This window comes from Paraburkholderia edwinii (assembly GCF_019428685.1).
Classification (GTDB): domain Bacteria; phylum Pseudomonadota; class Gammaproteobacteria; order Burkholderiales; family Burkholderiaceae; genus Paraburkholderia; species Paraburkholderia edwinii.
Genome location: NZ_CP080096.1, coordinates 1,971,715 through 1,996,095 on the forward strand (window position 1 = coordinate 1,971,715; position 24,381 = coordinate 1,996,095).

The 24,381-nt window shown below is 65.7% G+C and carries 17 protein-coding genes; 7 read left to right on the forward strand and 10 right to left on the reverse strand.

From position 1 onward, the window contains the following. Window positions 1-3: 3 nt before the first annotated feature. Genes tssM through KZJ38_RS30605 form a run of 5 tightly spaced genes read left to right on the forward strand, consistent with a single transcriptional unit; the run spans window position 4 to window position 9,937 of the window. A complete protein-coding gene (gene tssM / locus KZJ38_RS30585; RefSeq protein WP_219800805.1) occupies window positions 4-3,660 on the forward strand; it encodes a type VI secretion system membrane subunit TssM in 3,657 nt (1,218 codons plus the stop codon). Then, a complete protein-coding gene (gene tagF / locus KZJ38_RS30590) occupies window positions 3,657-5,645 on the forward strand; it encodes a type VI secretion system-associated protein TagF (protein ID WP_219800806.1) in 1,989 nt (662 codons plus the stop codon). The genes tssM and tagF overlap by 4 nt, the downstream gene beginning before the upstream one ends. After that, the gene (locus KZJ38_RS30595) at window positions 5,642-6,364 is read left to right on the forward strand and encodes a PP2C family protein-serine/threonine phosphatase (protein WP_219800807.1); all 723 of its coding nucleotides are present in this window, start codon (window positions 5,642-5,644) and stop codon (window positions 6,362-6,364) included. The genes tagF and KZJ38_RS30595 overlap by 4 nt, the downstream gene beginning before the upstream one ends. Window positions 6,365-6,374: 10 nt before the next feature. Beyond that, window positions 6,375-9,590 (forward strand): serine/threonine-protein kinase, encoded by a 3,216-nt coding sequence (locus KZJ38_RS30600; RefSeq protein WP_219800808.1) that lies wholly within the window; start codon window positions 6,375-6,377, stop codon window positions 9,588-9,590. Then, entirely contained in the window at window positions 9,587-9,937 is a 351-nt protein-coding gene (locus KZJ38_RS30605) for a hypothetical protein (RefSeq protein WP_219800809.1), read from the forward strand. The genes KZJ38_RS30600 and KZJ38_RS30605 overlap by 4 nt, the downstream gene beginning before the upstream one ends. Window positions 9,938-9,986: 49 nt before the next feature. On the opposite strand, the gene tssA is transcribed toward KZJ38_RS30605, so the two are convergent. The 7 genes from tssA to KZJ38_RS30640 all read right to left on the reverse strand — a co-directional run bounded on the left by tssA (window position 9,987) and on the right by KZJ38_RS30640 (window position 19,758). Further along, window positions 9,987-11,057 (reverse strand): type VI secretion system protein TssA, encoded by a 1,071-nt coding sequence (gene tssA, locus KZJ38_RS30610; RefSeq protein WP_219800810.1) that lies wholly within the window; start codon window positions 11,055-11,057, stop codon window positions 9,987-9,989. 67 nt (window positions 11,058-11,124) lie between these two features. After that, window positions 11,125-11,676 (reverse strand): GNAT family N-acetyltransferase, encoded by a 552-nt coding sequence (locus tag KZJ38_RS30615; RefSeq protein WP_219800811.1) that lies wholly within the window; start codon window positions 11,674-11,676, stop codon window positions 11,125-11,127. A 93-nt stretch (window positions 11,677-11,769) separates the two neighbouring features. Continuing rightward, a complete protein-coding gene (locus KZJ38_RS30620; RefSeq protein WP_219800812.1) occupies window positions 11,770-12,594 on the reverse strand; it encodes a MetQ/NlpA family lipoprotein in 825 nt (274 codons plus the stop codon). Window positions 12,595-12,730: 136 nt separating this feature from the next. Continuing rightward, window positions 12,731-13,378: a TetR family transcriptional regulator gene (locus tag KZJ38_RS30625; RefSeq protein ID WP_219800813.1), complete on the reverse strand. Its 648-nt coding sequence runs from the start codon at window positions 13,376-13,378 to the stop codon at window positions 12,731-12,733. 5 nt (window positions 13,379-13,383) lie between these two features. Further along, window positions 13,384-16,689, reverse strand: a complete 3,306-nt coding sequence (locus tag KZJ38_RS30630; protein WP_219800814.1) for an efflux RND transporter permease subunit — start codon at window positions 16,687-16,689, stop codon at window positions 13,384-13,386. A gap of 11 nt (window positions 16,690-16,700) precedes the next feature. Further along, a complete protein-coding gene (locus tag KZJ38_RS30635; RefSeq protein ID WP_219800815.1) occupies window positions 16,701-18,002 on the reverse strand; it encodes an efflux RND transporter periplasmic adaptor subunit in 1,302 nt (433 codons plus the stop codon). A gap of 157 nt (window positions 18,003-18,159) precedes the next feature. Continuing rightward, window positions 18,160-19,758, reverse strand: coding sequence for an efflux transporter outer membrane subunit (locus KZJ38_RS30640; RefSeq protein WP_246641844.1), 1,599 nt, complete (start codon window positions 19,756-19,758; stop codon window positions 18,160-18,162). A 91-nt stretch (window positions 19,759-19,849) separates the two neighbouring features. On the opposite strand from KZJ38_RS30640, the gene KZJ38_RS30645 reads away from it, so the two are divergent. Beyond that, complete coding sequence (locus tag KZJ38_RS30645) at window positions 19,850-20,011, forward strand: hypothetical protein (RefSeq protein ID WP_219800816.1); 162 nt, start codon at window positions 19,850-19,852, stop codon at window positions 20,009-20,011. 356 nt (window positions 20,012-20,367) lie between these two features. On the opposite strand, the gene KZJ38_RS30650 is transcribed toward KZJ38_RS30645, so the two are convergent. From KZJ38_RS30650 to KZJ38_RS37230, 3 genes are all read right to left on the reverse strand, one after another. After that, a complete protein-coding gene (locus KZJ38_RS30650; protein ID WP_219800817.1) occupies window positions 20,368-21,480 on the reverse strand; it encodes a TAXI family TRAP transporter solute-binding subunit in 1,113 nt (370 codons plus the stop codon). 64 nt (window positions 21,481-21,544) lie between these two features. Next, a complete protein-coding gene (locus KZJ38_RS30655; RefSeq protein ID WP_219800818.1) occupies window positions 21,545-22,885 on the reverse strand; it encodes a hypothetical protein in 1,341 nt (446 codons plus the stop codon). Window positions 22,886-23,231: 346 nt separating this feature from the next. After that, window positions 23,232-23,531: a hypothetical protein gene (locus KZJ38_RS37230; RefSeq protein WP_425518385.1), complete on the reverse strand. Its 300-nt coding sequence runs from the start codon at window positions 23,529-23,531 to the stop codon at window positions 23,232-23,234. Between the two features lie 88 nt (window positions 23,532-23,619). Between KZJ38_RS37230 and KZJ38_RS30665 the strand changes: the two genes are divergently transcribed. Beyond that, entirely contained in the window at window positions 23,620-24,324 is a 705-nt protein-coding gene (locus KZJ38_RS30665; protein ID WP_219800819.1) for a hypothetical protein, read from the forward strand. The last annotated feature ends 57 nt before the right edge of the window (window positions 24,325-24,381 follow it).

Genomic DNA, 24,381 nt, shown 5'->3' on the forward strand with positions numbered 1-24,381 from the left:
CCCATGGACAAGCTGAAAACCTGGGCGAAGTCGCGCTGGTTCTACACGGCCCTCGGCCTCGTGCTGATCGCGGCGCTGATCTGGCTCGGCGGCCCGTATCTCGGCATCGGCGACAGCCAGCCGCTGGCCGGCGCCGCCGCGCGCTGCGCGCTGATTCTCGCGATGGTGCTCGTCGTGCTGCTGTGCCTGATCGCTCTGCAATGGCGCGCCGCGCGCAAGACCGCGCAGTTGCCCGGAGAACTGGCCGGCCAGGATGCGCAGCTCGCCGCCGCGGCCGACGAGCGCAGCGCCGCGGAGCGCGCGCAATTGCAGCAGCGCTTCGAGGAAGCGATCCACACGTTGCGCAAGACGCGCAAGAACGGACGCAATCTGTATGCGCTGCCGTGGTACGTGGTGATCGGACCGCCCGGATCGGGCAAGAGCACCTTACTGCAGAACTCGGGCCTCGAGTTTCCGCTGGCCGGGCGCCTCGGCAAGCAGGCGCTGCGCGGCATCGGCGGCACGCGCAATTGCGACTGGTGGTTCACCGACGAAGCCGTGTTCCTCGATACGGCCGGCCGTTACATGACGCACGATTCCGACGCGGCCGCCGATGCCTCGGCGTGGGAAGCGTTTCTGAAACTGCTGCGCCGCTACCGTAAGCGCCGCCCGTTGAACGGCGTGATCGTGACGCTGAGCATGTCGGACCTGCTGACGTTCGACGTCGCTGCGCGCGAGCGGCATATTCGCGCGGTGCGCCACCGTCTCGACGAACTCGCGCAGCATCTGCGCGTGAACGTGCCCGTGTATCTGGTGTTCACCAAATGCGACCTGGTGGCGGGCTTCAGCGAATTCTTCGACGATCTCGGCCCCGATCTGCGCAGCCAGGTGTGGGGCATGACGTTTCCGATCGGTCAGACCATCGACGGGAGCGCGTCCACGCGTTTCGCCGCCGAATTCGATCTGCTGCTCGAACGCCTGAACACACGCGTGATCGAGCGCATGCATGCGGAGCGCGACCGCGGGCGGCGCGCCGCGGTGCTCAGCTTTCCGCAGCAACTCGCGGCGTTGCGCGACCTGGCGCGGCAGTTTGTCGAAGGCGTGTTCGCGGTGCATCAATACGGCGCGCCGCCGCTGTTGCGCGGCGCCTATCTGACTTCCGGCACGCAGGAAGGCGCGCCGATCGACCGCATGCTGAGCGCCGTCGCGCGCACGTTCGGCGTCGATGCCGCGCGCGTGCAGCGGGCCGGTGCGCAGCAACGCACGTATTTCGTCGAGCGGCTGCTGAAGGAAGTGTTGTTTCGCGAGTCGGGTTTCGCGGGCATCAACCCGCAACTCGAGCGCCGCAAGATTGCGCTGCAGGCCGTCGCCTACTCGGGCATCGTGCTCGTCACGGCACTGCTCGTCGCGGGTCTGGGGGCGAGCTATGCGCGCAATCGCGCCTATGTCGCGCAGGTGCAGGACTCGCTCAAGGATTTTCCCGACGCCGACAATCTCGCCGGCGCGCCCGATCTGAAAAGCTATTTCGCGCGCGCGCTCGAGCGTCTCGAAGCGGTCTCCGGCGCGCAGGAGGTGGCCGCGCAATACGACAGCCATGTGCCGCTGCTGATGCGCTTCGGGCTCTTTCAGGGCCGCGCGCTCGCGAAGCAGGTGCACGAGGCGTACCTGCGCGAACTGAACGGCACGCTGCTGCCCGGCGCCGGCGTGCGCTTTCGCGAAGGGCTCACCTTGAGCGCAAACGATCCGCAGGCGCTCTACGACTATCTGAAGGGCTATCTGATGCTGAGCGAGCCGCAGCATCTGGACGCGTCCGAGCTCGCCGCGTTGGCGCGCATCGAATGGCAGCGGCTCTTTCCGCAAGACCCGGCCATCGAGAAAGCGCTCGACCGGCATTTCACCGCGCTGCTCGACGATCCGCAGAAGCCGCGCGCGCTGCCACTCGATAACGCGCTGGTCGATCGGGCCCGCGCCACGCTGAAGACCGCCGATCTGTCGACGCTGATCTACGGCAGCCTGAAGCTCGACGCCGAACGGTCGGGCGCGCCGCCGGTGCGGCTCGATGAAACGCTCGGTCTGCTCGGCAACGTGTTTCGCCGCAAAAGCGGCGCGCCGCTGTCGCAACCGTTGCCCGCGCTTTATACGCGGCCGTATTTCGCGGCGGTGGCCGACAAGGGGCTCGACGAGTCGATCGACCGTTTCATGAAGGACAACTGGGTGTTCGGCGTGACGCGAATCGATCCGCTTGCGCGCTCGCGCTTCGAGCAGCAGGTGCTCGCGCTGTATGAGCAGGACTACATCCGCGCATGGGACGGTCTGCTTGGCGACCTGCAACTGCAACCGGTATCGAGCATTCAGGACGCGAGCGCACTGGCCGCCAAACTCTCGGGACCCAGTTCGCCGCTCAAGGCCTTGCTCAATCTCGTGCGCGACAACACGAGTGACATGCTGCGCACGAGCCCCGCGGGCAGCGGCGGCGGCGAAGCCGCGAGCGGCGCCGCGGCGCAGGTTAGCGCGGCCGGCGAGCGGGCCGCGCGGCAGCGTGCGGCGAATACGCGGCTCGCTCGCGAGCTGAAGATCGCTGGCGGTTCGCCGGCCTCGGGCGCGGCGGCCGGCGGCGCCGACGCGAGCGGAGCCGCGGGCAACGACGCGACGGCCAGCCGTCCGGGCGCCGCGATCGAAGCGCATTTCGCGGCCATCGACCAGATGAGCGCGGGCGCGCCCGGTGCGACGCCGCTCGACCAGACGATCAGCGTGCTCGATCAGCTCGGCAAGACGCTGCTGACGATGAACGATCTGAGCGACCCCGCCGCGCGCAATAGCCCCGCGCTGCTGGCGGCACGCCAGGAGGGCAGCCAGTTGCCGCCGCAGGTGGCGAGTCTCGTATCGGGGCTCACGGGCAAGAGCGCGGATCTCGTCGCGAGCGGCTCGAGCGCGGCACTCGCGGACCAGTTCCGCGCGGCCGCGGGCAACGATTGCGCGAGCTTTGTCGACGGCCGCTATCCATTCGCGGCGGGCAGCACATCGGATATTCCGTTGCAGAACTTCGCCGACCTGTTCGGCAACGGCGGGCGCTTCGACAGCTTTTTCAAGTCGACGCTCGGCAAGCTCGTCGATACGAGCGGGCACGCCTGGCGCTGGAAGGCGGGCGCGCCGCCCGGTCCCGATCAGATGCTGGGCACGGCGCAAACCGCCGACGACATCCGCCAGATGTATTTCCGCGGCGGCCCGCAGATGCAGGTCGGTTTTACGCTGCTCGCGCCGCAGCTCGATCCGGCTATCGCGAAACTGACGGTCGAGATCGATGGGCAGAAGTACGAATATCCGGCGAGCGGCCAGAGTGGGGCGAACGGCGCGAGCGCCGCGGGCAGCGGAAGCAGCGCAGGCAACGGAAGCGGCGCTTCGTCCAGCGCGCCGATGACCTGGCCTGGGCCGCAGCCTGGCCGCGTCGTGTTCAGCGCGTTCGATACGGCAGGCCAACCGATCGGTACGCCGCTGCAGTACCAGGGCGAATGGGCGCTGTTTCATGCGCTCGACGCGGCTCACCTGCAAAAGCAGGACGACTTGCACCTGATCGCGAACCTCGATTTCGGCGGGCATACCGTGCAGTTGCCGATTCAACCGGCCAGCCTCAAGAACCCGTTCCTGAACGGCGAGGTGCGGCGCTTCAGGTGTCCCAAATGAGCGGCGCGCTCGGTTTTTACGGCAAGCTGCCGGGCGCGGGCGATTTCGTGGGGCGCCGGCTGCCGTCGGGCTTCGTCGATATCTGGGACCGGCATTTCGAGCAAGCGATCGACACCGCGCGCACCGCGCTGTCCGCGCAGTGGACGGCCGCGTATCGCGACGGTCCCGCATGGCGCTTTGTCCTGCCCGCGCACGTGTGCGGCGAAAGCGCGTGGTGCGGCCTCATCGGGCCCGCCGAAGACCGCGTGGGACGCGGCTTTCCGTTGGTGCTCGCCGCACCGTGCAGCGGTGGGTGCGCGGGGCTGTTCGCCGACGGCGACTGGTTCGATGCGCTGGAACGCGTGTTCGTCGGCGCGCAATACGAGGCGCTCGGCGTCGAGGCGTTCGATGCGCGCGTCGCGGCCTTGCCGCCTCCATGCGCGCATGCGAACGATGCGAGGCCGTGGTGGCGCGACCTCGATTGGGATAGCGCGCAGTGGCGATTGCCGTCGCCGCAGGACGTGGCGGCCGGTCTTTTGCTCGACGCGGCGTGGCAACAGCTCGCGACGCGGCCAGGCTCATGGTGCCTGTGGTGGACGCGGCGCGCGGAACGGGTACTCGCGACGCGCGGTCTGCCCGCAAGCTACGCGTCGTTGCTTGAGCCGCGCGACGAGCAGGATCTGGCGTCGTTGCTTGAACCGGGTGGTGCGCACGACATCGCTTCGTTGCTTGAACCCGGCGGTGCGCAGGAGTACGCGTCGCAGCCGGAACTGCGCGGTGCGCAACGTCACGCGTCGCCGTCCGAATCGGGCGGTATGCATGGCTACGCGTCGCAGCCGGAGCTACGTGCTGCGCAACATCACGCATCGCCACCCGAATCGCGCGGTATGCATGGCTACGTGTCGCAGCCGGAATTGCGTGCGGCGCAACGTCACGCGTCGCAGCCCGAATCGCGCGGTATGCACGATCACGCGTCGCCACCCGATGTGCGCGGCCCGCGGCCCGCGGCAACTTCGCCAACGTTACCGGCATCCACTGGCGATCGGCACGATAGCTCGAACCCGTTGGGCGCAGCTGCGTCGCCGTCCGACCCGAACGCGCCAACGGTGTCGAGGGTCAGTGCGCGTCTCGGCGAGGGGCGCGAGCGTGTCGAGTGGCCGTCAGCGCACAGTGCGCGTGATGTTGCCGCGACCACGGTGCGAGATGCCGCGCACGGCGATGTTTCGCGCGGGCGCACAGGCGCGCAGACATCGGAGCGACCGAACGCATCGTCCAGCGTGCAGCCCGGCGCATTTCCCGAGCTTTCCGCTTCGCTTGCCGACGCGGCGCTGCTGTCGCTCGACCATGGCCGCACGCTGCTCGTCAGCGCGGACGACGGTCCGCCTGACCCGCGCCGCCGCGCTGCGCAGCGCATCCGTGCCGCAGCGCTTGCAAGCGCGCCCGACCTCGCGAGCCTGCGGGCGACGCTGCTCGCGCTGCACGCGCCGTTGCGAGCCGCCGCTGAAGACGCGCTCAATCCCGTGCACGAAGAAGGCGCCGCACTCGCGGCCCGCTTCGAAGCAGGCCGCATCCATCTGCTGCGGATCGGCACGGCGGCCGCCTGGCATTGGCGGCATGGCGTGTTGACGCCGCTGTTCGTCGAGCGCGCGGCCGGCGTCGGCGGCGAACTCGACGATCTGCTGTTCGGCGACGCGTGGCTCGCGATGCCGGGCCTCGGCAGTATGACCGGCCCGCATTGCGATGAAACGGGCGCCGCATTCGAGCCCGGCGACCGTCTGTTGCTCGTCGCGACACGCAACCTTACGCAACTGGCGCCGGAGGTTTTCGCCGAAGCGCTCGGCTTGCCTTCGTGCGAGGACGCGCGCATGCACATCGCCACGCGCGTGGGGCTCCATGCAACGCCGGCGACATCGGCCATGGCAGCCCTGTCGGCCAGATCGGCCGTATCGGCCAGATCGGCCACGCCGGCGCAGTGGCCGCTGGCCATCATCGAGGAGCGCGCATGACGACGCATTTCCGCTCGGCCGGCCGTACGGAAACGGGCAAGGTCCGCCGCTTCAACGAGGACGCGATTCTGGTGCGCGACGACCTCGGGTTATGGGCGGTTGCCGATGGCCTTGGCGGTCACACGGCCGGCGATTTCGCGAGCGCGCTGATCGTCGAGCGGCTCGGCGCGCTCGAACGCGCCGGCAGCGTCTTCGACTTTATCGAGACGATCGAGGACAGCCTGCAGCAGGTCAACGCCGAACTGCGCGCGGCGGCGTTCGCGCGGCACGTCGATGTGATTGCGTCGACCGTCGTGGTGCTCGTGCACGACACGAATTTCGTGCTGTGCGGCTGGGTCGGCGACAGCCGCGGCTACGTCTACGAGGAAGGCGGCCTGCGGCAGCTGACGATCGATCACGTACACGGCATGAAGTCCGATATCACGCAGTTCGGCGCGGCCGCGCGGGCGCAGCCCGGCTCGGGCGTGCTGACGCGCGCGGTCGGCGCCGAAGACACGCTCTATCTCGACTGGGCGGTGAGCGGCAGTCGCACCGGCATGCAATTTCTGCTCTGTTCGGACGGCATCAACAAGGAGCTTAGCGACGCAGAACTGGAACTCGCGTATCGCGAACGCGATGCCGCGCCGGAGGAACGGGTCACACAACTTTTCGCGCAGGCGCTCGACCGCCCCGCGCGCGACAACCTTTCCGCTGTGATCGTGCGGCTTGGCGAACCGTGAGGATTTCACCATGCAAGATCTCGAAGACCTGATCGACGCGTATCGGGCACACACCCTGGGACTCGCCGCGCTGCTCGACGCTGTCGAAGCGCGCGGCGCGCGGCCGGCGCCTGTTCATCTTGCCGAACTCGACGCGCTGCAGCGGTTGAGCGGCGACGGCGATCTGGAGCCGGCGGTGGCGCGCGCGCTGGTGCGGCGCCTGCAGGTGTCGCAAGAGGCCGATGCGCCGGACGGCGCAGCGGACGAGCCGCCCGTGGCGGACGCGACGCAGGTCAAGCCGCGCTCGCGTATGACGGGTGAAGCGGCTAGTGCTGGCAACGGCGCAGGCACCGGGACCGCTGCAGGAGCCAATGCAGGGTCCAGTGCTGGGACCAGTGCAGGGTCCAGTGCAGGAGCCAATGCAGGCACCAATGCAGGCACCGGCGCGTCGGGGCATCAGCCGGTCGATGCGGCAGCCAGTCCCGCGCCCGACGCGGCCACCATCGTGCAGCCGGCGTTCGGACGTCCGCCCGCGTCCGACGATGCCACGGTCGTGAAACCGGCGAGCCGCAGCCGCGGCGATACGGGCACCCGCGGCGGCACGGCTACCGGCACCAGCGGCACCAGCAGCACGAGAGGAACCAGCGGCACGAGCGGCAGCGACAGCAGCAGCAACCAGGCAAGCTGGCGCCGCGTGGCCGAGGCCGAAGGCGGCATATCCGCGAGCGTCGGCATGCTGCTCAAAGGCCGCTTTCTGCTCGAGCGTGAGCTAGGGCGTGGCGGCATGGGCGTCGTGTATCTGGCGCGCGACGAGCGCAAGGTCGAAGCGCGCGACCGCGACCCGTACCTGGCGATCAAGGTGCTCAACGACGAATTCCGCCGTCATCCCGATTCGCTGATCGCGCTGCAACGTGAAGCACGCCGCGCGCAGCAGCTTGCGCACGACAACATCGTGCGCGTCTACGACTTCGACAAGGACGGCACGATCGTCTTCATGACGATGGAATATATCGACGGCGTCGACCTGCGCACGCTGATTCGCGAGCGCGCGTATTCCGGCATGCCGATCGACAAGGCGTGGCCGCTCATCCAGGGCATGGCGCGCGCGCTCGAACGCGCGCATGAGAACGGCATCGTGCATTCGGACTTCAAGCCCGGCAATGTGATGGTGACGCGCGACGGCGTGCCGAAGGTGTTCGATTTCGGCATTGCGCGCGCCGGCAAATACGGCGAGCCGGGCAGCGGGTCTGGCAGCGGTCCCGGCAGCGGACTCGGCGGCGCAATGTACGGCGAAGCAGTGGTGAACGACCTGACCGTATTCGACGCCGGCACGCTTGGCGCGCTGACGCCGGCCTACGCGAGCCTCGAGATGATCGAAGGCAAGACGCCGACCGCGGGCGACGATGTGTACGCGCTCGGTTGCGTGATCGCCGAACTGCTGACGGGCCAGCATCCGTTCGACAAGCTCAGCGCGCAGGCCGCGCGTGCGGAGGGACTCAAGGCGCCGCTCGTGACCCGGCTCACGAAGCGGCAGAACAAGGCGCTGGCCGACAGCCTCGCGTTCAACGGCGTCGACCGTCTGAAAAGCGTCGGGGCGCTGATCGAAGGCCTGCGCCGCCGCAGGCTGCACGAGCGGCTCGCCCCGTACTTCGCCGGTGCGCTCGCCGTCGTGCTGCTCGCCGTGGGCGGCTGGGTGCTGCGCAACTACACGCACGAACGGCACGCCGAAAACGTGATCGCGCGCTTTTCGACAAGCGACCCGCAGCATTTCGCCAACGAAGACGACGCGGCGCGCGCGCTTGACGGTCTTGCCAAGGAACAGCGCCGGCATATCGTGCTCGACCAGGCCGCGGCCATCCAGAACTTCCTGCTCGAGCGCCTGAACGAATACTGGAATCCGGCGGCGGGGCGTTTCGACTACGCTGCCGCGCAACATGTGTTTCAGGTGCGCGACCGGCTCGAACTGTTTTCGACCGCGCTCGACGCTCGCCACCGGCAGATCGATGAAGAGCGTCGCGCGGTGCTCGACGATCTGACCACGCAACTCGACGATGCACTCGATACCGGGTCGCTATCCGAAGGGCGTCCGGCGAGGGCGCGAGAGCTGGTCGGCCGCATCCGCGCGCTTGATCCCGCGAACCCGTACCTCAAAAGCGCGCAGCTCGAACAGAAGGTCGACGCGTCGGTGCTCCATTCGATGGCGCAGGACAAGTTCGACGAAGCGCGCGCGTGGCTTGCGTTCGGCGCGCAGCTGTTTCCGGACTCCGCGCAACTGAAGCAGCGGCAAGGCCAGCTCACGGCTGCGGTGGCGGCGGTCGCCGCCGGTCTGCCGGTGCCGATTCCAGGCGCGATGAGCGTCGCCGATGCGCGCCATGCGCTGATCGATCTAGCGAGCCGCCCGGCGCCCGGCGACGACTGGCAGAACGAGGTCGCGAAGGCGATGGCGGCGCTGCAGAACGATGCATCGCCCGAGACGAAGCAGGCGATCGATGCGCTCGCCGACGGCATCGTGGTTGCGATCGGCCGTGTCAGCGACCCCGCGCGCGTGTCGCAAAGCCTCGATCTCGTGCATATCGGCCTCAAATACGACCCGCAGTCTGCCGAACTGCTCGGACAGCGCGACCGCTTGCAGGCGTTGCTGCAGCAACAGCAGATCGACCAGCAGGTCGACGACGACGAGGTCGCCTCGCGCATCGACTCGGTGCGCCGCGCGGCCGCCGCGAACGATGCGCAAAGCGCGCAGCAGTCGCTCGATCGAATCCGCGTGTTGCAGCCGGCCAATCCGTTCCTGAGCGGGGCCGGGCCGCAGCTCGTGACCAATGCGTATCTCGCCGAAGCGCGCGCGCTGTGCCGCCAGGGCAGGCTTGCGGACGCGGCAAGCATCGCCGCGCAGGGGGCGAAGGCGCTCGGCGCGCCCGCCGATCTGAGCAACGCGGCGGAGCGGTACGACCTCGCGGCGACGGTCGCCAAAGCGCGCTCGGCGCATGTCACCGACGTCGATTACGAAGGCTTGCAGGCGCGCTACGACGCGGCCGAGGCGGCGGACCCGGATGGCCTGAAACAGCTCGACAGCGATATCAAGGCGAGCCGGACCCTGCCGGGCGGCGGCTTGCGCAACTGGCTCGCGCAGGTCAAGGCGCAGGTTCAGGAGCCGTCGAGCAGCGCGGGTGCACGCGGCGGCGCGGATTCGAGTATCGGCGCCGGCGGCGTCCGGCCGCGCACGCGGCGGGTGAAGGAGCGCACATGACCGAACGCGAACAGCAGATCAATCGCGGCTTGCATGCGCTCGACGATGCGCATCGGCTTGGCCGCATTGCACGCGATGAATACCGGCTGCGGCGCCGCCATCTGCTCGCGCCGCTCAACGACGAGACGTATGAAACGGTTCGCGACACGGTGCGGCGCGCGGCGCCGGCACATGCGACGCAGAAACAGAAACAGGCGAACGGGCGGACATCGGATCGAAGCGCGCGGCCTGGGTTGTACGAGCCGCGCGCGGGTTCCGGCTGGCGGCATTTGGCCCTGTCCGTTTGCGTGCTCGGCGCGCTCGGCGTGGGGGTCGGTCTGCTGTTCTGGCTGATGCTGCGTACCTAGCGCTGTACCTGGAGACTTGACTGGTGACCCGCCATCAGCGCGATCGGCTTTACCGGTTGTCGTCGTCGTCTTCCGGTCCAACGAGGGTCTGCAAATCGGACATGGCCCCCGGCGCGATGTTCTTCAGCACGTCCGAAAAGTTCATGCCGACCAGCCGACGCGCGCGCTTGAGCAGAATCGGCACCGGGCTCGATGGTTCGTTGCGCTCGAAATACTCGCAGATCTCGTCGATGCGCAGCAGCACGTCATTGGAACTGCGAATCTTCGCCGCGAGTGCCGGCGCGCTTGCCGATGACGATCCGTCGGGGCCGCCGCCTTGCGGTTCCTGCGCGCCTTGCGCCATCTGCAGTGCGGCCATATCGGGGAAACGTCGCGCGCACTGCGCGTCGACAAACTTCTTGATCTCGACGATATCGGCAACGAGCGGCGTGAGATCGGGGCTCGCCGTGCCCAGGCGCTCGCCGAGCATCGCGTCGATGGCCCGTGCATGCGCGAGCGACGCGTCGAGCGCGGCGGCGGTGTCGCGCAACTGCTGTTCCGCGCAATCCATACAGCAGGCTTCGAGTTCGACGGCGGTCGGCTGCGGGCCGCTGCTGTTCTCCGACGACGCGACGTTCAGCGCGCCGGTGGCGATGCGCAGGTCGCGCAGCGAAAAACGGCCAAGGCGCGGCGACTCCACAAACGGCGCGGCGCGGAAATGGCTGAGCACGCTCTGCGCATCGCCGAGCGGCATCAGTGCATTCGAACGGGCGGTGGGGTCGTTGTCGTCGTCGGCATCGAGCTGCGGATGCACGCCTTCCCAAAACTCGTCGAGCAGACCGTGCACGAGGCGAAGTCCCGCATGCCAGCCGGCGAGTCCATCGCGCCGCGTGCACGCAGCCGTCAGATAGATCGCGACGCGCAGGTCCTTGGTGCGCGAGAACAGCGCTTCGGCCGCATCGGCAACCCTGTCCCAATCGGGCTCTTCGGCTGCCTTCACGTTATCGCCGATCGAGCGCTCGGACCTTGGTGTCGCGAGACGCTCGAGTTCGGCGAAGTCGGGATCGTATTCGAGGTTGGGGCCGGCCGGCGACGCATCGTCGATAGGGCGGAGCAGGCTGCTGGGATCGAATGACGGCATGGCGGTCCGGCGTGCGGGAAGTGGATAACGGCGAAGCCTCTTCCGACAAAACACCGAAGCGCGCGAGTTATTCCTGCGCGCCGCCGCCGAGCGAGCGCTGCATCAGCGTCGTATCGAGCCACCGCCCATGCTTGAAGCCGACGCCGCGCAACGTGCCGATTAGCTCGAACCCTGCTTGCCGGTGCAGCGACAGCGATCCCCCGGTGCCGCCGTCCGCGATCACCGCGATCATCTGGCGCCACGGACCGCGCTCGCACCGCCCGATCAACGCGTGCATCAAGGCCTTGCCGATGCCGCGGCCGCGCCACGCGTCGTCGATATAGATCGAGTCTTCGAGCGTATGCCGGTACGCGATGCGCGGACGATACAGCGTTGCATAGCAGTATCCGGCGACGCGGCCGTCAATGTCCGCGACGAGATACGGCAAGCCGAGCGCGAGTACCGATGCGCGGCGCGCGCGCAGATCGTCGACGGACGGCGGCGTCTCTTCGAACGATGAGACGCCGGTCAGCACGTGGTGCGCGTAGATGGCCTGAATGGCGGGCAGATCCGCATCGGTTGCGTCGCGGATCGCCGGTTCGGAAGCAGTGGAGGACGCGGGGGCGGCAGGATTGTTCATCGGCATTTGTCGTGGGGTCTCGCTCTTATGACCCTTACTATGCCCGATCAGTCATGCAAATTGAAGTGCGCCAAAAATCGGTCGATGCATGCTTCAATGCGCGGGTCCGTTCCACGCGGGCAGCGTCGCGCCGTGATAGACGCTCTGAATTTCGGCGGCGACGTTCGGCTGCTGGTAGCTCTCCACCAGCGCCTGCACCCACGGCGCTTTGGCATCTTTTTCGTTGACCGCAATGAAGTTGCGATACGGATTGCCGGGCACCTTTTCCTGCGCGATCCGTTCCTCCGGAATGCGGATGCCGCTCTTGACGGCCCAGTCGGTATTGACCACCGCGGCGTCGAGATCGCCGATCGCGCGCCCGACGATGCCCGCATCGAGTTCCTTGATATGAATGTGCTTCGGGTTCTTTGCAATGTCGCGCGCGGTCGGTAGCAGGCCGACATGATCAGACAAGGTGATCAGCCCTTGCGCCTGCAGCAGCAACAGCGAGCGGCCTTCGTTGCTGGGGTCGTTCGGCACGCCGATCGTCGCGCCGTCGGGCAGCGCTGCAACCGATTTGACCTTGCGCGAGTAGAGGCCGATCGGCTGGACATAGGTGAAGCCGACGGGCACGATCCGGTAGCCACGCGCCTTGATCTGCGCGTCGAGATACGGCTTGTGCTGGAACGAGTTTGCGTCGAGATCGTGCGACGACAAGGCCTCGTTCGGCTGCGTGTAGTCCGAGAATGTCGTCACCTTGATGGCGAGGCCATGTTTGGCCGCATTCGCAGCGACCACTTTCCACACGTCTTCGTCTTCGCCGGACATGATGCCGACGCGCAAGGTATCGTCGGCCGCGTGCGCGAATTGCAGCGGCGCGATGCCCAGGCCGAGCAGCAGGGCGCTAAAAAGGACGGTGGTGAATTTTCGGGTTTTCATCAGGATGCGCATGGTCATGTGAGCAGTTGAACATGACCGGCATCCTAAGTAACGCGTGGCGGCGCTGACAAATAACGATGTTTCGTTTGCTATGCGGCTGCGCGCATATATGGGTATCGCGTTCGGTGAACTATGGTTAGCTTGCCGCGGTTTCCTGGCGTCGCAGCGCCGGCGAATTCCGCAGCATGCCGATGCACGCGTCCGCGATCAGCTTCGCGTCGCGCGGCAGGTCGACCGAGCCGTAATCGAGCAGCCAGTCGCGCAGCACGCCGCCGAGAAACATCAGCATCAGGCCCGCGGCGCGTGCGGTATCGAGCTCGCGCGGCAGCTGGCCTTTGTCGATCGCATTGCGCAGGCCCAGTTCCATGCGTGTGCGGCCGTCGCGTGCGGCGACGCGTTGCCGCTCGAGCACCGGCGCCATTTCTTCCGTGTATTCGCACTTCGTGAACAGCACTTCGAAGACGCGGCGGCTATGCGGCTCGATCGCCGCCTTCGCGAGGCAGAACATGAACAGATCGCGGATCCGTCCGAGCGGATCCGCTTCGCGCGGGTCGAACGTCGCGGTGACGAGCATCTCCATCGGCAGCTTCACGCGCTCGGCCATCGCGCTGAACACTTCGCCCTTGTTCCTGAAGTGTCCGTAGATGGCGCCGCGCGTGAGCCCCGCATGCTCGGCGATCTGGGCGAGAGACGTATGCGCGAAGCCGTGCTCGAAGAACGTCACTTCGGCTGCATCGAGAATCTGATCGCGCGTTTTCAGCGCGTCTTCGCGTGTCCGTCTCATTGCCGTTACACGTTCGCTTCCTGCGGATCGTCGTCGTCGAGGTGATGCTGCATCCGCTTCGACGGCTGATCGAGCTTGTCGCCGAGCACGAGGCGCACGGCCACGTAGAACACCGGAATCAGCATCAGCCCGAAGAAGGTGGCGAACAGCATCCCGCCGATCACGCCCGTGCCGATCTCGTGACGCGAGGCGGCGCCGGCGCCCGTCGACAGCACGAGCGGCACCACACCGAGGATAAACGCCATCGACGTCATCAGAATCGGCCGCAGACGCAGGCGGCCCGCTTCGACGACGGCATCGTAGAGCGTCATGCCGCGCGCCTGGCCCTCGACCGCGAACTCGACGATCAGAATCGCGTTCTTCGCGGCGAGACCCACGACCGTCACCAGACCGATCTTGAAGTAGATGTCGTTCGGCACGCCGAACCACAGGCAGAACGCGAGCATGCCGAGCATCCCGAGCGGCACGACGAGCAGCACGGCGACCGGAATCGTCCAGCTTTCGTACAGCGCCGCGAGACACAGGAACACGACGAGCACCGACAGCCCGAGCAGCAGCGTGGCGGAGCTGCCGGCCAGCAGTTCCTGATACGACTGGCCGGTCCAGTCCGCCGCGAAGCCGTTCGGCAGCTTGGTGTCGACGATGTTCTGCAGCGTGTCGATCGCCTGGCCGGTCGAGTACCCGGGCGCCGAGTTACCGACAATTTCAATAGCCGAGTAACCGTTATAACGCGGCAACACGAGCGGGCCGATACCCCATTGCGTCTTCACGACGCTCGACAGCGGCACCATGTTGTACGGTGCGATGCCGGTGTTGGCAGCCGACGGATTGACCTGGGTCAGATAGCCGCTGCTATTGGCCGCGCCGGTGCTGGGCGTCGACGTGGAGGCGGTCGACGAGCCGGTCAGGGCCTCCGTGCCGCTCGTGATGCCGTTGGTGGTGTTGGCCGCCTTGGTCGGCGTGTACAGATGCTCGAACGCGTCGAGACCCATCCGGTACGGCGCATCGGCCTGGATATAGACGCGCTTGACGCGGCCGCCATACGTGAACTGATCGATATAGAACGGCGCCAGTTGCATCTGGATCGTCGCGTAGACGTCGCTGAGCGACAGCCCCATGGCTTCGGCCTGCACGCGGTCGACGGCGATGTTCAGCTGCGGCGCGGTCGGCAGCGAGTTCGGCCGGATGCCGAACAGCACAGGGCTCTTGCCGGCGTCCTGCACCAGCGTTGCGGTTGCCGCGTCGAGCTCGGACCGTGACTGGCCTTCGCGCGCCTGCAGATACATGTCGATACCGCCGAACTGGCTCAGGCCGCGAATGGTCGGGAGGTTGGTCGCGAAGATCTGCGCGTCGGGAATCGCGTGCAGGATCTGGTTCACCTCCGGTATCAGCTGCATCGCGGTCTTCGAGCGCTTGTCCCAGTCGGTCAGCTTGATAAACGCCATGCCGACGTTTTCACTGGTACCGACGAAGCTGAAGCCTTCAGGCTGGAAGATGCTCGAAATGTCCTTGCCGACCGGGCTCTTCAGCAGCGTCTCGCGCACCTCGGTCATCACGTGGTTGGTGCGCTCGATCGTCGCGCCCGGCGGCAGGTTGATCAGCGCGAGAATGAAGCCCTGATCTTCGTCCGGCACGAAGCCGGTCGGCAGCTTCGTGTACAGGAAGCCGGCCAGCACGGTGACGATCAGGAACAGCACCATCCAGATCGGCACGCGCCGCGCCGAGTGGCCGACATGGGTCACGTAATGACGTGTCAGCCACTCGAAACCGTCGTCGAACTTCTGGAAGAACCAGTTCTTCTTGACGTGAGATTCCTGCTTGAGGATCGCCGCGCACAGCGATGGCGTAAACGACATCGCGAGGAACGCCGAGAAGATCATCGACACGGCGATGGTCAGCGCGAACTGCGCGTAGATGATGCCGGTCGCGCCCGGCTGCAGCGCGGATGGCACGAACACGGCCGACAGCACCACGGTAATCGCGACGATGGCGCCTGTGATCTGCTTCATCGCCTTGATGGTCGCGGTTCGAGGGCTGGTCTTGTCCTCGGTCATGATGCGCTCGACGTTTTCGATCACGACGATCGCATCGTCAACCACAATGCCGATGGCGAGCACCATCCCGAACAGCGTCAGCTGATTGAGCGTGTAGTGGAGCGCCGACAGGCCAATGAACGTGCCTAGCAGCGCGACCGGTATCACGAGGGTTGGAATGATCGTGGCCCGGAAGTTCTGCAGGAACAGCAGCATCACGAGGAACACGAGGATGATCGCCTCGGCGAGCGTATGGACCACGTCCGCGATCGACGCGGTAATGAACGGCGTGGTGTCGTACGGCACGCTCCACGTCACGCCGTTCGGCAGGTCTTTCGCGAGCGACGTCATCTGCGCTTTCACGGCCTTCGCGACCTGCAGCGCATTAGCGCCCGGCAGCAGGAACACCGCGAGGCCGCCGGCCGGCTTGCCGTCCCAGACCGGCGCGATGCCGTAAGTCTGCGCGCCGAACGTGATGTTCGCGACGTCCTTCAGACGCACCACGGTGCCGTTGCTGTTCGCGACGACGATGATGTCTTCGAACTGCTTGCGCGTCGAGAACAGCGAATCGCCGGAGACGGTGGCGGTAAACACCTGGCCGGGCACGGCGGGGTCCGCGCCGAGCGAGCCGGCCGCGAACTGCGCATTCTGCGCGCTGATCGCGGTCTCCACCTGGGTGGTCGACAGACCGTACGACTGCAGCTTGTCCGGATTGAGCCAGATGCGCATCGCGTATTCGGAGCCGAGCAGCGTGGTATTGCCGACGCCGTTCACCCGTCCGATCTGCGGCTGAATGTCCGAGGCGAGGATGTCCGACAGGCGCCCGGCGTCGATCGCCGGATTGTCCGAGCGCAGCGCAAGGAACATCAGAATGTCCGGGCTCGCTTTCGCGACCACCACGCCTTGCTGCACGACCGCGGACGGCAGCAGCGGCTGCGCGACCGTGATCTTGTTCTGCACCTGCACCTGCGCGATGTCCGGGTTCGTGCCGGTCGCGAACGTCATGGTGATGACCGACTGGCCGTTCGAACTCGACTTCGAGCTGAAGTAGAGCAGATTGTCGATGCCGGTCAGCTGCTGCTCGATCACCTGCGTGACGGTGGTTTCCATCGTCTGCGCACTCGCGCCCGGATACGTCGACGTGATCGTCACCTGGGGCGGCGCGATGTCCGGATACGAGTCGATCCCCATCGAGCGCATCGCGAGATATCCGAACAGCGAAATCAGAATGGCGACGACCCACGCGAAGATCGGGCGTTTGATAAAGAAACTCGGCATGCCGAAAACTCCTATTGCGCGCGGCTAGCCGCGCTCGCCGTCTCGGGTGCGGACGCCGCCGCGGCGCCCGGGGTCATGGCGGCCGGGGTTGCTGCCGAGGTTGCCGCTGGCGCTGCTGCCGGTCCTGCCGCAGGGGCGCTCGCCGCCGCCGCGCCCGATGCGGCCGCCGCGGGCGGCTGCCACGCGACCGGCACCACCGGTTGGGCCTCGTGGACGCTCTGCAGTTGCGTGACCAGCACACGGTCGCCGTCGTCGAGGCCGGCCGTGACGATCCAGCTGTTCTTGTACTGGTAAGCCGCGGTGATGTCCTTGCGGACGATCTTGTTGTCCTGGCTCACCGTGTACATGTACGAACCGACCGTGTCGCGCAGCAGCGCCTGCTGCGGCACGAGGATCACGTTGTTCTGCTGGCCGAGGTTGATCGTCAGGTTCACGTACATGCCGGGCAGCAGCACCTGGTTCGGATTGGCCACGAGCGCGCGCAGATTGACCGCACCGGTGGTCGCGTTGACCGTGACGTCGGTGAAGTCGAGCGTGCCGACCTTGTCGTACAGGCTGCCGTCGGGCAGCGTGACCTCGACCGTCGTTTTGTTCTGGTTCGTCAGCGCGACCGAGCCCTTTGTCGCGGCCTGGCGCAGCGTGACCAGATCGGCGGCACTGATCGTGAAGTTCACGTACGACGGGTCGATCTGCTGGACCGTGGTGAGCAGCGTGCCCGATGCGCCGGTGTCGCTGTTGCTGCTGCCGACCACCGCGCCCGCGGTGACGAGCTGCTGGCTCGCAATGCCGCTGATCGGCGAGGTCACGCGCGTGTAGTCGAGATTGATGCGCGAGCTCTCGACGAGCGCCTGATCCGCCTTCACCTTCGCGGCCGCCGTGCGTTCGGCGGCATCGGAGTTGTCGACCGTCTGTTGCGACACCGAGCCGACCGGCAGCAGCTTGCGGTTGCGTACGGCGGTGATGTGGTTGTTGACGTAGGTCGCCTCGTCCTGCGCGAGCAGCGCGAGGTTGTTGTCGAGCTGCGCCTTGTAGAAGGTCGGGTCGATCTGGAACAGCAGCTGCCCTTCGCGCACCTGGCTGCCTTCCTTATAGACGCGCTTGAGCAGCACACCGGACACGCGCGCGGTCACGTTCGCGCTGTAGTAGGGCGAAAGCCGGCCGACCAGATCCCTCGTGAGCGGCACGTCCTGCTTGTGCACGGTCACCACCGACACATGCGGCGGCGGCGGTGGGGGCGGCTTATGTTTGCTGCAAGCGGCGAGGCCCACGAGTAACAGGCACAGCAAAGGCCCGCTTAGCGGGAATGACTTCATGAAGACTCCATTCTTGCTTGACGGCGGTGATGACGACAGCCCGAGGCGTCCGGCGCGGCATTCGTCCAATGACGAAGCCGGGAAAGCAGCCGGAACGCCGCGAGTAGCGGGGGGTTCAACCATGCAGGGTCGGCGCGGTCGGCGCGGTCGGCGCGGTTCAATGCGGCGGCGGCGGATTCGACGCCTGCTGCTGATCCGACGCCGGATTGGGCGTAGAAGCGGCCGTTGCCTTCGTCGACGCGCCGTTTCCGGCGGCCTGCATGTCCTTATAGTCCCAGCCCCCGCCGAGGTTCCTGACGAGCGCGACGCTGCTTTGCGCGAGTAGCGCCTGCGTGTCGCTCAGGTTCTGTTCGGCGAGCAGCAGCGTCAGCTGCTGGTTTAGCACGTCCTGCTGGCTGGCCGCGCCGGCGTCGAACTGTGCGTTTGAACTGGCGAACAGCTGCTGGTTGCGCTTGAGAATATCCGCGAACGACTGACTTTGCTGACGCAGGTGATTGACCGACGAGAGACTGTCTTCGACCGACTGGAATGCGGTAAGCACGGTGTTGCGGTAGAGCGCGACATTCTGGTCGTAGGTGGCGCGGGCCTGATGCACGGCGGCCGTGCGTTCGCCGCCGTCGAAAATCGTCTGGGCGATATCGGGACCGAGCGTCCAGAAGCGGTTCGGCAGCGAAAACAGATTCGCGAAGGTGTTGTGCTGGAAGCCGCCCGTGGCCGACAGCGTGACGGTCGGGAAGAACGCGGCTTCGGCCACACCGATCAATGCGTTGGACGATGCCGCCGTGCGTTCGGCGGCGACCACGTCGTAGCGGCGCTCGAGCAGTTGGGACGGCACGCCGAGCGGAATCTCGGGCTGCACGAATGCATAGTTCGGGTCCGGCGCGATCGAGAAGTCGCCGGGCGGCACGCCGACCAGCACGGCGATCGCGTGCTCGTCCTGTTCGCGGGCGATCTGCGTCGTCTGCAGATCGGCGATCACCACTTCGAGGTTGTCTTGCGCCGCGAGCACCTGGTCATTCGACGCCTGGCCCTCGCGATACGCTTCCTGCGTCATATAGAGGATGCGGCTGTCGATATCCTTTTGTTGCGTGAGCAACTGGATGTCGATGTCGGCCTGCCGCAACTGCAAATAGTCGATCGCGATGGTGGCGGCGATCGAAAGCCGCTGGCCGGCCAGTTGCGCGTCGGTTGCTTCCGCGGTGCCTCTTGCCGATTCCACCTGGCGGCGGATGGCGCCCCACAGGTCGAGCTCCCACGACGCCGTTGCGCTCGCAATGAAGTCGTTGTTCACGCCCGGTGCGATCGAGCCCGTGGCCGAGCGCGACGTGCCGCCGGCCGGCGTGCCGCTGCGCGTGCCGGACAGGTCCGCCGTGACGATCGGGAACAGCTGCGCGCGGTTGGCCTGAACGATCGCGAGCGAGGCGCGGTACGCGGCCTCGGCGGCAGCGATCGAAAAGTTCGCCTTCTGCGACTGCTCGATCAGCGCGGTGAGCTTGTCGTCGTTATACATGCGCCACCAGTCGCTCGACAGCGACGCCTGAGGGTTCGCCTGGGCGCGGTTCCAGTCGGCGCCTTCCTTGAAGCTCTGGGGCACCTGGACTTCCGGGCGCTTGAAGTCCGGGCCTAACGCGCAGGCCGCGATGGCGAGCGTGGCCGCAAGCGCGACGCCGGTCTTCAAAAGGCGCCATGCCGGCGACGGCGGCACGGCGCGCGGCGCCTTAGTTGGGGGTGGGGCAATCTGCGAAACGATTTTCACGCATCCTTCCTGTCAAGGAATCGACCGGCAAGTGAAATACAACGGGTTGCAAAAATGAACGTATAGCTTCCCTCGATAACGAACGCTCGTCGTGCATCCGGCGATTCTAGTCGGTATGAGTGAAGTTATGACTGCAGGTTTTGTTTACGGCGTGTTTCGTATGGCTGCAACAACAGCCGCCATGCAAACCAGCTATGAAAGCTTAATGAAAAAGATCCGATTGCGGGACTATGCTATCAATGCGAATTTCTAAATTCGCACGATCCTGATTGCGAAGATTGATCGCGAAATGCGAAAAGACAGTGGTCGAAAAGTCGTGGAACCGCCTGAAATCAGGCGATCCGGATTGTTTGCCGTGCAACGTTGCTTACAGAACACTTCTCGAGTGTTGTGCGGCCTGGCGGGAGTGGATTGCTGTGCACGAATGGCTGTTGCACGCTTGCAATAATGCATTGCGCTTTAAGAGGTAATCGTCGCGTCACTTCAGATGGCGCAGTGCGTTTTTTATGTCGCACTTGTCGTGCATGATTAGCGCGTATTGCCGATCGGCGAACGGTACGCAATGCGCGCCATTCGCCGCCGGTGCAATTCCGTGCAATTCCGAACAGATTACTTCCCGCACAGCAACAACAGACGCTCCTGATCCGAGCAAGGCCGCCGGTTGGTTTTCTGTGCGGCGGCGGCACGTTCGGGCGTCGCCGCCGTGCCCGTGCCGGCTGTCGCTTGCATGGCGGCGCGATGCGCGAGGCACGCCTTCAGGCGCTTCTCGACCGGCGGATAGTATTGCCAGCCCTTGCCGAGACCCGGCAGCTCGAGTTTCACCTGCTTCCACTTCGGGTGACCGTGCTCCTGCAGGTTGTCGAAGTTCTCGCATAGCGAGTCGGCGAAGCGGTTCAGGTTGCCGACCGTGTCGCGCAGATTGTAGTCATAGGTGACAAGAAACGCCTTGACGGTCCACGTCGGCACGTCTTCCTTGAGCCAGTTCGGGTAGCTCGATACGCGGATCGTCGCGGGGAAGTAGGTCTGCTTCGCCCGCGCGGTTTCGGGCGCGTTCGGATCGACGCGCAGAAAGCGGATCTGCTGCAGCAGATCGGGGTTCATATCGGTAAAGAGCTTGGCGGGCTGCCCGGCGACGATGATCGCGACGTCGATCTTCTTCACAATCAGCGCGGCGAGCGCGTCCTCGTTGCTCAGATGCTGGATGTTCTGCTCGGGAATCGGCTGGTTGAACATCAGACGGTAAAGCGTCGTGGCCGACTGCGCGGTGCCGCTGCCGATCAGCCCGACGCTGATCACCTTGTCCTTGATCTCGTTGATGTTCTTCATCGGCGAGTCGTTGCGGACGACAAAGTAGATCTCCTCGTCGTAGAGCGGCATGATGAGCCGCAGCGGGCGGATCGTCGTGCCGGCGTCCTGGTTGCCGGAGTTGGCCATGTCCACGTACGCCTGATAGACATCGGACTGCACGAGCGCGAGCTTCACCCCCGGTTCGAAGCGCATGCGCTGGACGTTTTCGGCGGAGCCTTTCGATGGAATCACTTCGAGGTCGATGCCGACCGGCTGTGCGACCCATTTCGACAGGTCCTGGCCGATCTGAATGTAGGTGCCGCGTTCGGGGCCCGTCACGATCTTGTAGTGCGCGGTGGCCGGCGCGGCGAGCGCGAGTGTCGCGAAGAGCAGCGCGATGAGTGCCGCCAGTCCCGCCAGAGTCATTTTCAGCATGGTCTCTCTCCCATTATTGGTGTCGATGTGCGGCAGATCACAATATGCTTTGGAATCCGTATGGTTAATGTGCGGTGTCCGACGGCACGGCGTGTTTCCATCCCGATTGCCTGATCGCGCGTTCCTGTGCATCGGGACTGTTGTCGCTGCTGGCCGGCGTCGCGGCGCTGGCTGCGGCGGCGGTGTTGGTGTTCGCGGCTGATGGGGCGCTGGCGGGTGCAGTGATTGAGGCGTTCGGTGGTGCGCTTGCTTGTGCGCTTGTTGGTGTGCCGGTTTGTGCGCTTGCAGGCGCGGTAATGGTCGCCGTCGCTGTTGCATTGGCGGGCGCGCTGGACATGCGCGGCAACGGCGGTGGCGGTGCCGAGGCCGTCCAGTCCTTCGATGCGGCCGACGCGGCGGCACCCCAGTCTTGCGACGACGGCAGACGCACGTTGCTTGCGCCGCGCGGCAGCGGCGCGGCGGTGGGCGCTTGCGTGCCGGTGCCCGCGGCGCCGGCCGTAGCTGGCTTGGGCGGCTTTGGCGGTGTCAAGGGCGTCCAGCCTGTCGCGAGGATCGCGCGCTCGAGCAGCGATTGAGCATGCAGGCTGCTCGAATCGATCGCGAGCGCTTCCGATGCCAGGCGCTGCACGCATCCCCATGAGCGCTCGCTTGCGCATCGGTCCGCGCCTTGCAATGCATTGTCACGGCGTTGCTCGCGCGCGGCGATGTCGCGTTGCAGGTCGCGCGCGTCGTCGTTGTCGGCTTCGCGCGCCAGCGCGGCGTTGGTCGCGGCCTTCGCGTCGGACAGATTGTTTTGCGCGAGGCTCGCGCGTGCCGCGCGCAGGCTGTCGGGCACGTCCTTGAATTGCGGCATCACGCGCGCTTTGGGCACGGTCGGTGGCGTGCGCGCATCGGCGCTCCCCGGTTGCGTCGAGTAGGGCGAAATCGAGCCGCCCGATGAACTGGCGAACTGGTCCTCGGGGGCGGGCTCCGGCTTTTTGTTTTCGCCGAGCAGCAGGTACGCGACATAACCCAGCGCGACGATGAACGCGACGAGCAGTACCCCTTTCGCGATAAACCAGTGCGTCGTGTGCCGGAACGACGACCGGCGCTCGAGCGCGACGTCGTCGCGGAAGTCGGGTTTGACGGGGGGCAGGTCGGTTGCGGCGGTGTCGCCGGCCGATAGTGAGTCTTGTGTGTCTCGTGGCGCGCGTGCCGCGTGTGCATCCGGCGGGATGGGTGAGGGCGAGCCCTGCGCGGTGGGACCAACGGCTCTTAACGTCGTATCCGCGCGCGCGTGCGCGGCCGTTTCGAGGGGACGATCGGTGCCGCAGTATGGGCAGAAATCGACATGCTGATAGAGCACACCGCCACAGCGCTTACACGGCGTGGGGAAACTCTGGTCACGAGTAATCTGAGCAGACATGCTGTCGACCCACCGGTATGGCGATGCCATTTCGGCATGCTCAGGATCGTCGTTGAAGCGATCAGCGAGGATACGCGGAACTTACGATCTACATGCGCAGGGAAGCGGCGGGGCCGGACCGAGCGCAGCCGCTTGAAGAAAATATGGGTGGTTTCCAACAGCGCGTCAATCGCCGTTGTTACCTACCGCACAGATGCGTTGTCGCACTACCAACTTAGACGATTGCACGAGGGAATTTTTACGGCGCACACATGTTTGCGTACGCCGTTTTTCTAATCATAAGAATAGCTAATCGAGTGACGATGACGCATTGGCGAACAATCAGCTGTTTCGCGGATGCGGCGCATCAGTGCTTGCGCAGCGGATGATTCTTTATGAGCCGCGCGAGCGCGTATGCAAGGATCACCACGCACGCCGCAGTGAGATATACGGTATGCAATGCGCGGGCAAACGACTGAAGATAGGCGCTGCGCAAGGCATCGGGCAGTTGGCGAATCGCAACAGGATTGAGCGAGTGCGGCAACGCGGCGCCTGCCAGCAGCGCCGCTTGCAAGCGCGCGTGCCGCTCTTCGTCGACGAAGCCGACTATGCAGGCCGCGCCGATCACGAGCACGCGTCGCGGCGAATCGTCGACGCGGCGATGCATGACCGGCTAGCACCTCACCGCTCGCCGGCGGCAGTATCGTCAGGCAGGAAAGGATGATCGATCGTCCGCTTTAGCCAAAGGGAGTGAAATGTTCAGCAACAGCACTGCGATGACAAATGCAGCGGTATCGACAGCGCCACAGGCGAGTGGGCCACGTGGTGTCGACGAGGTGATCGAACGCCTGGCCGGTCGCGCTTCTGTCGGGCAACGCAAGTGGGCGCCGGATAACACCGCAAGCAGTGATATCCGGCAACTCGGTCTGGCTGCCGACCAGATGACGGTTCAACAGAAAACCGCGGTCGAATCGAAGCTCGCGGAAGAACTCAGGCGCAAGCCCGCAAATCCACTCGATGCGCGGCTACTTCAGGATGTTGTGCACTATGTGCTTCAGTCCGGATCCAGCGGTTCGCCCGATCGATATCTCGCGCAAAAGGCGTTCGACGGACTTGCACTGCCTTCGCTGAAGCTTCGGGAAACGGGTGAAGCGGAGCCGAACTCGCGTACGTTCAATAGCACTTTGCCGTCGTTCGCTGAAAGCACGTATGACTACGGTCCGCTCGGGAGAACCTTGTTGTGGCAAGGCGCGTGTCAGCTGTTCAGCGGTCCGGCGCGCGACGAACGCAGCCGCCGGCTGGAGAAGGTCATATTCAGCTTTCCCAACCCGCCCGAGCCGGGCAAGCCGAAACTCGAAGGTCCGATGGACTTCATCACGGCAGTCGATGCGTTAAACGTGTACGAGCCGGTAGACGTTAATTCACTGCGTGATCAACAGAATGGCCGTCAGCCCACCTAGTGTGCGCTTCAGCTTAACAGGCAGGCATATCGATGCCGGTCGCGTCTTGCACGCGGC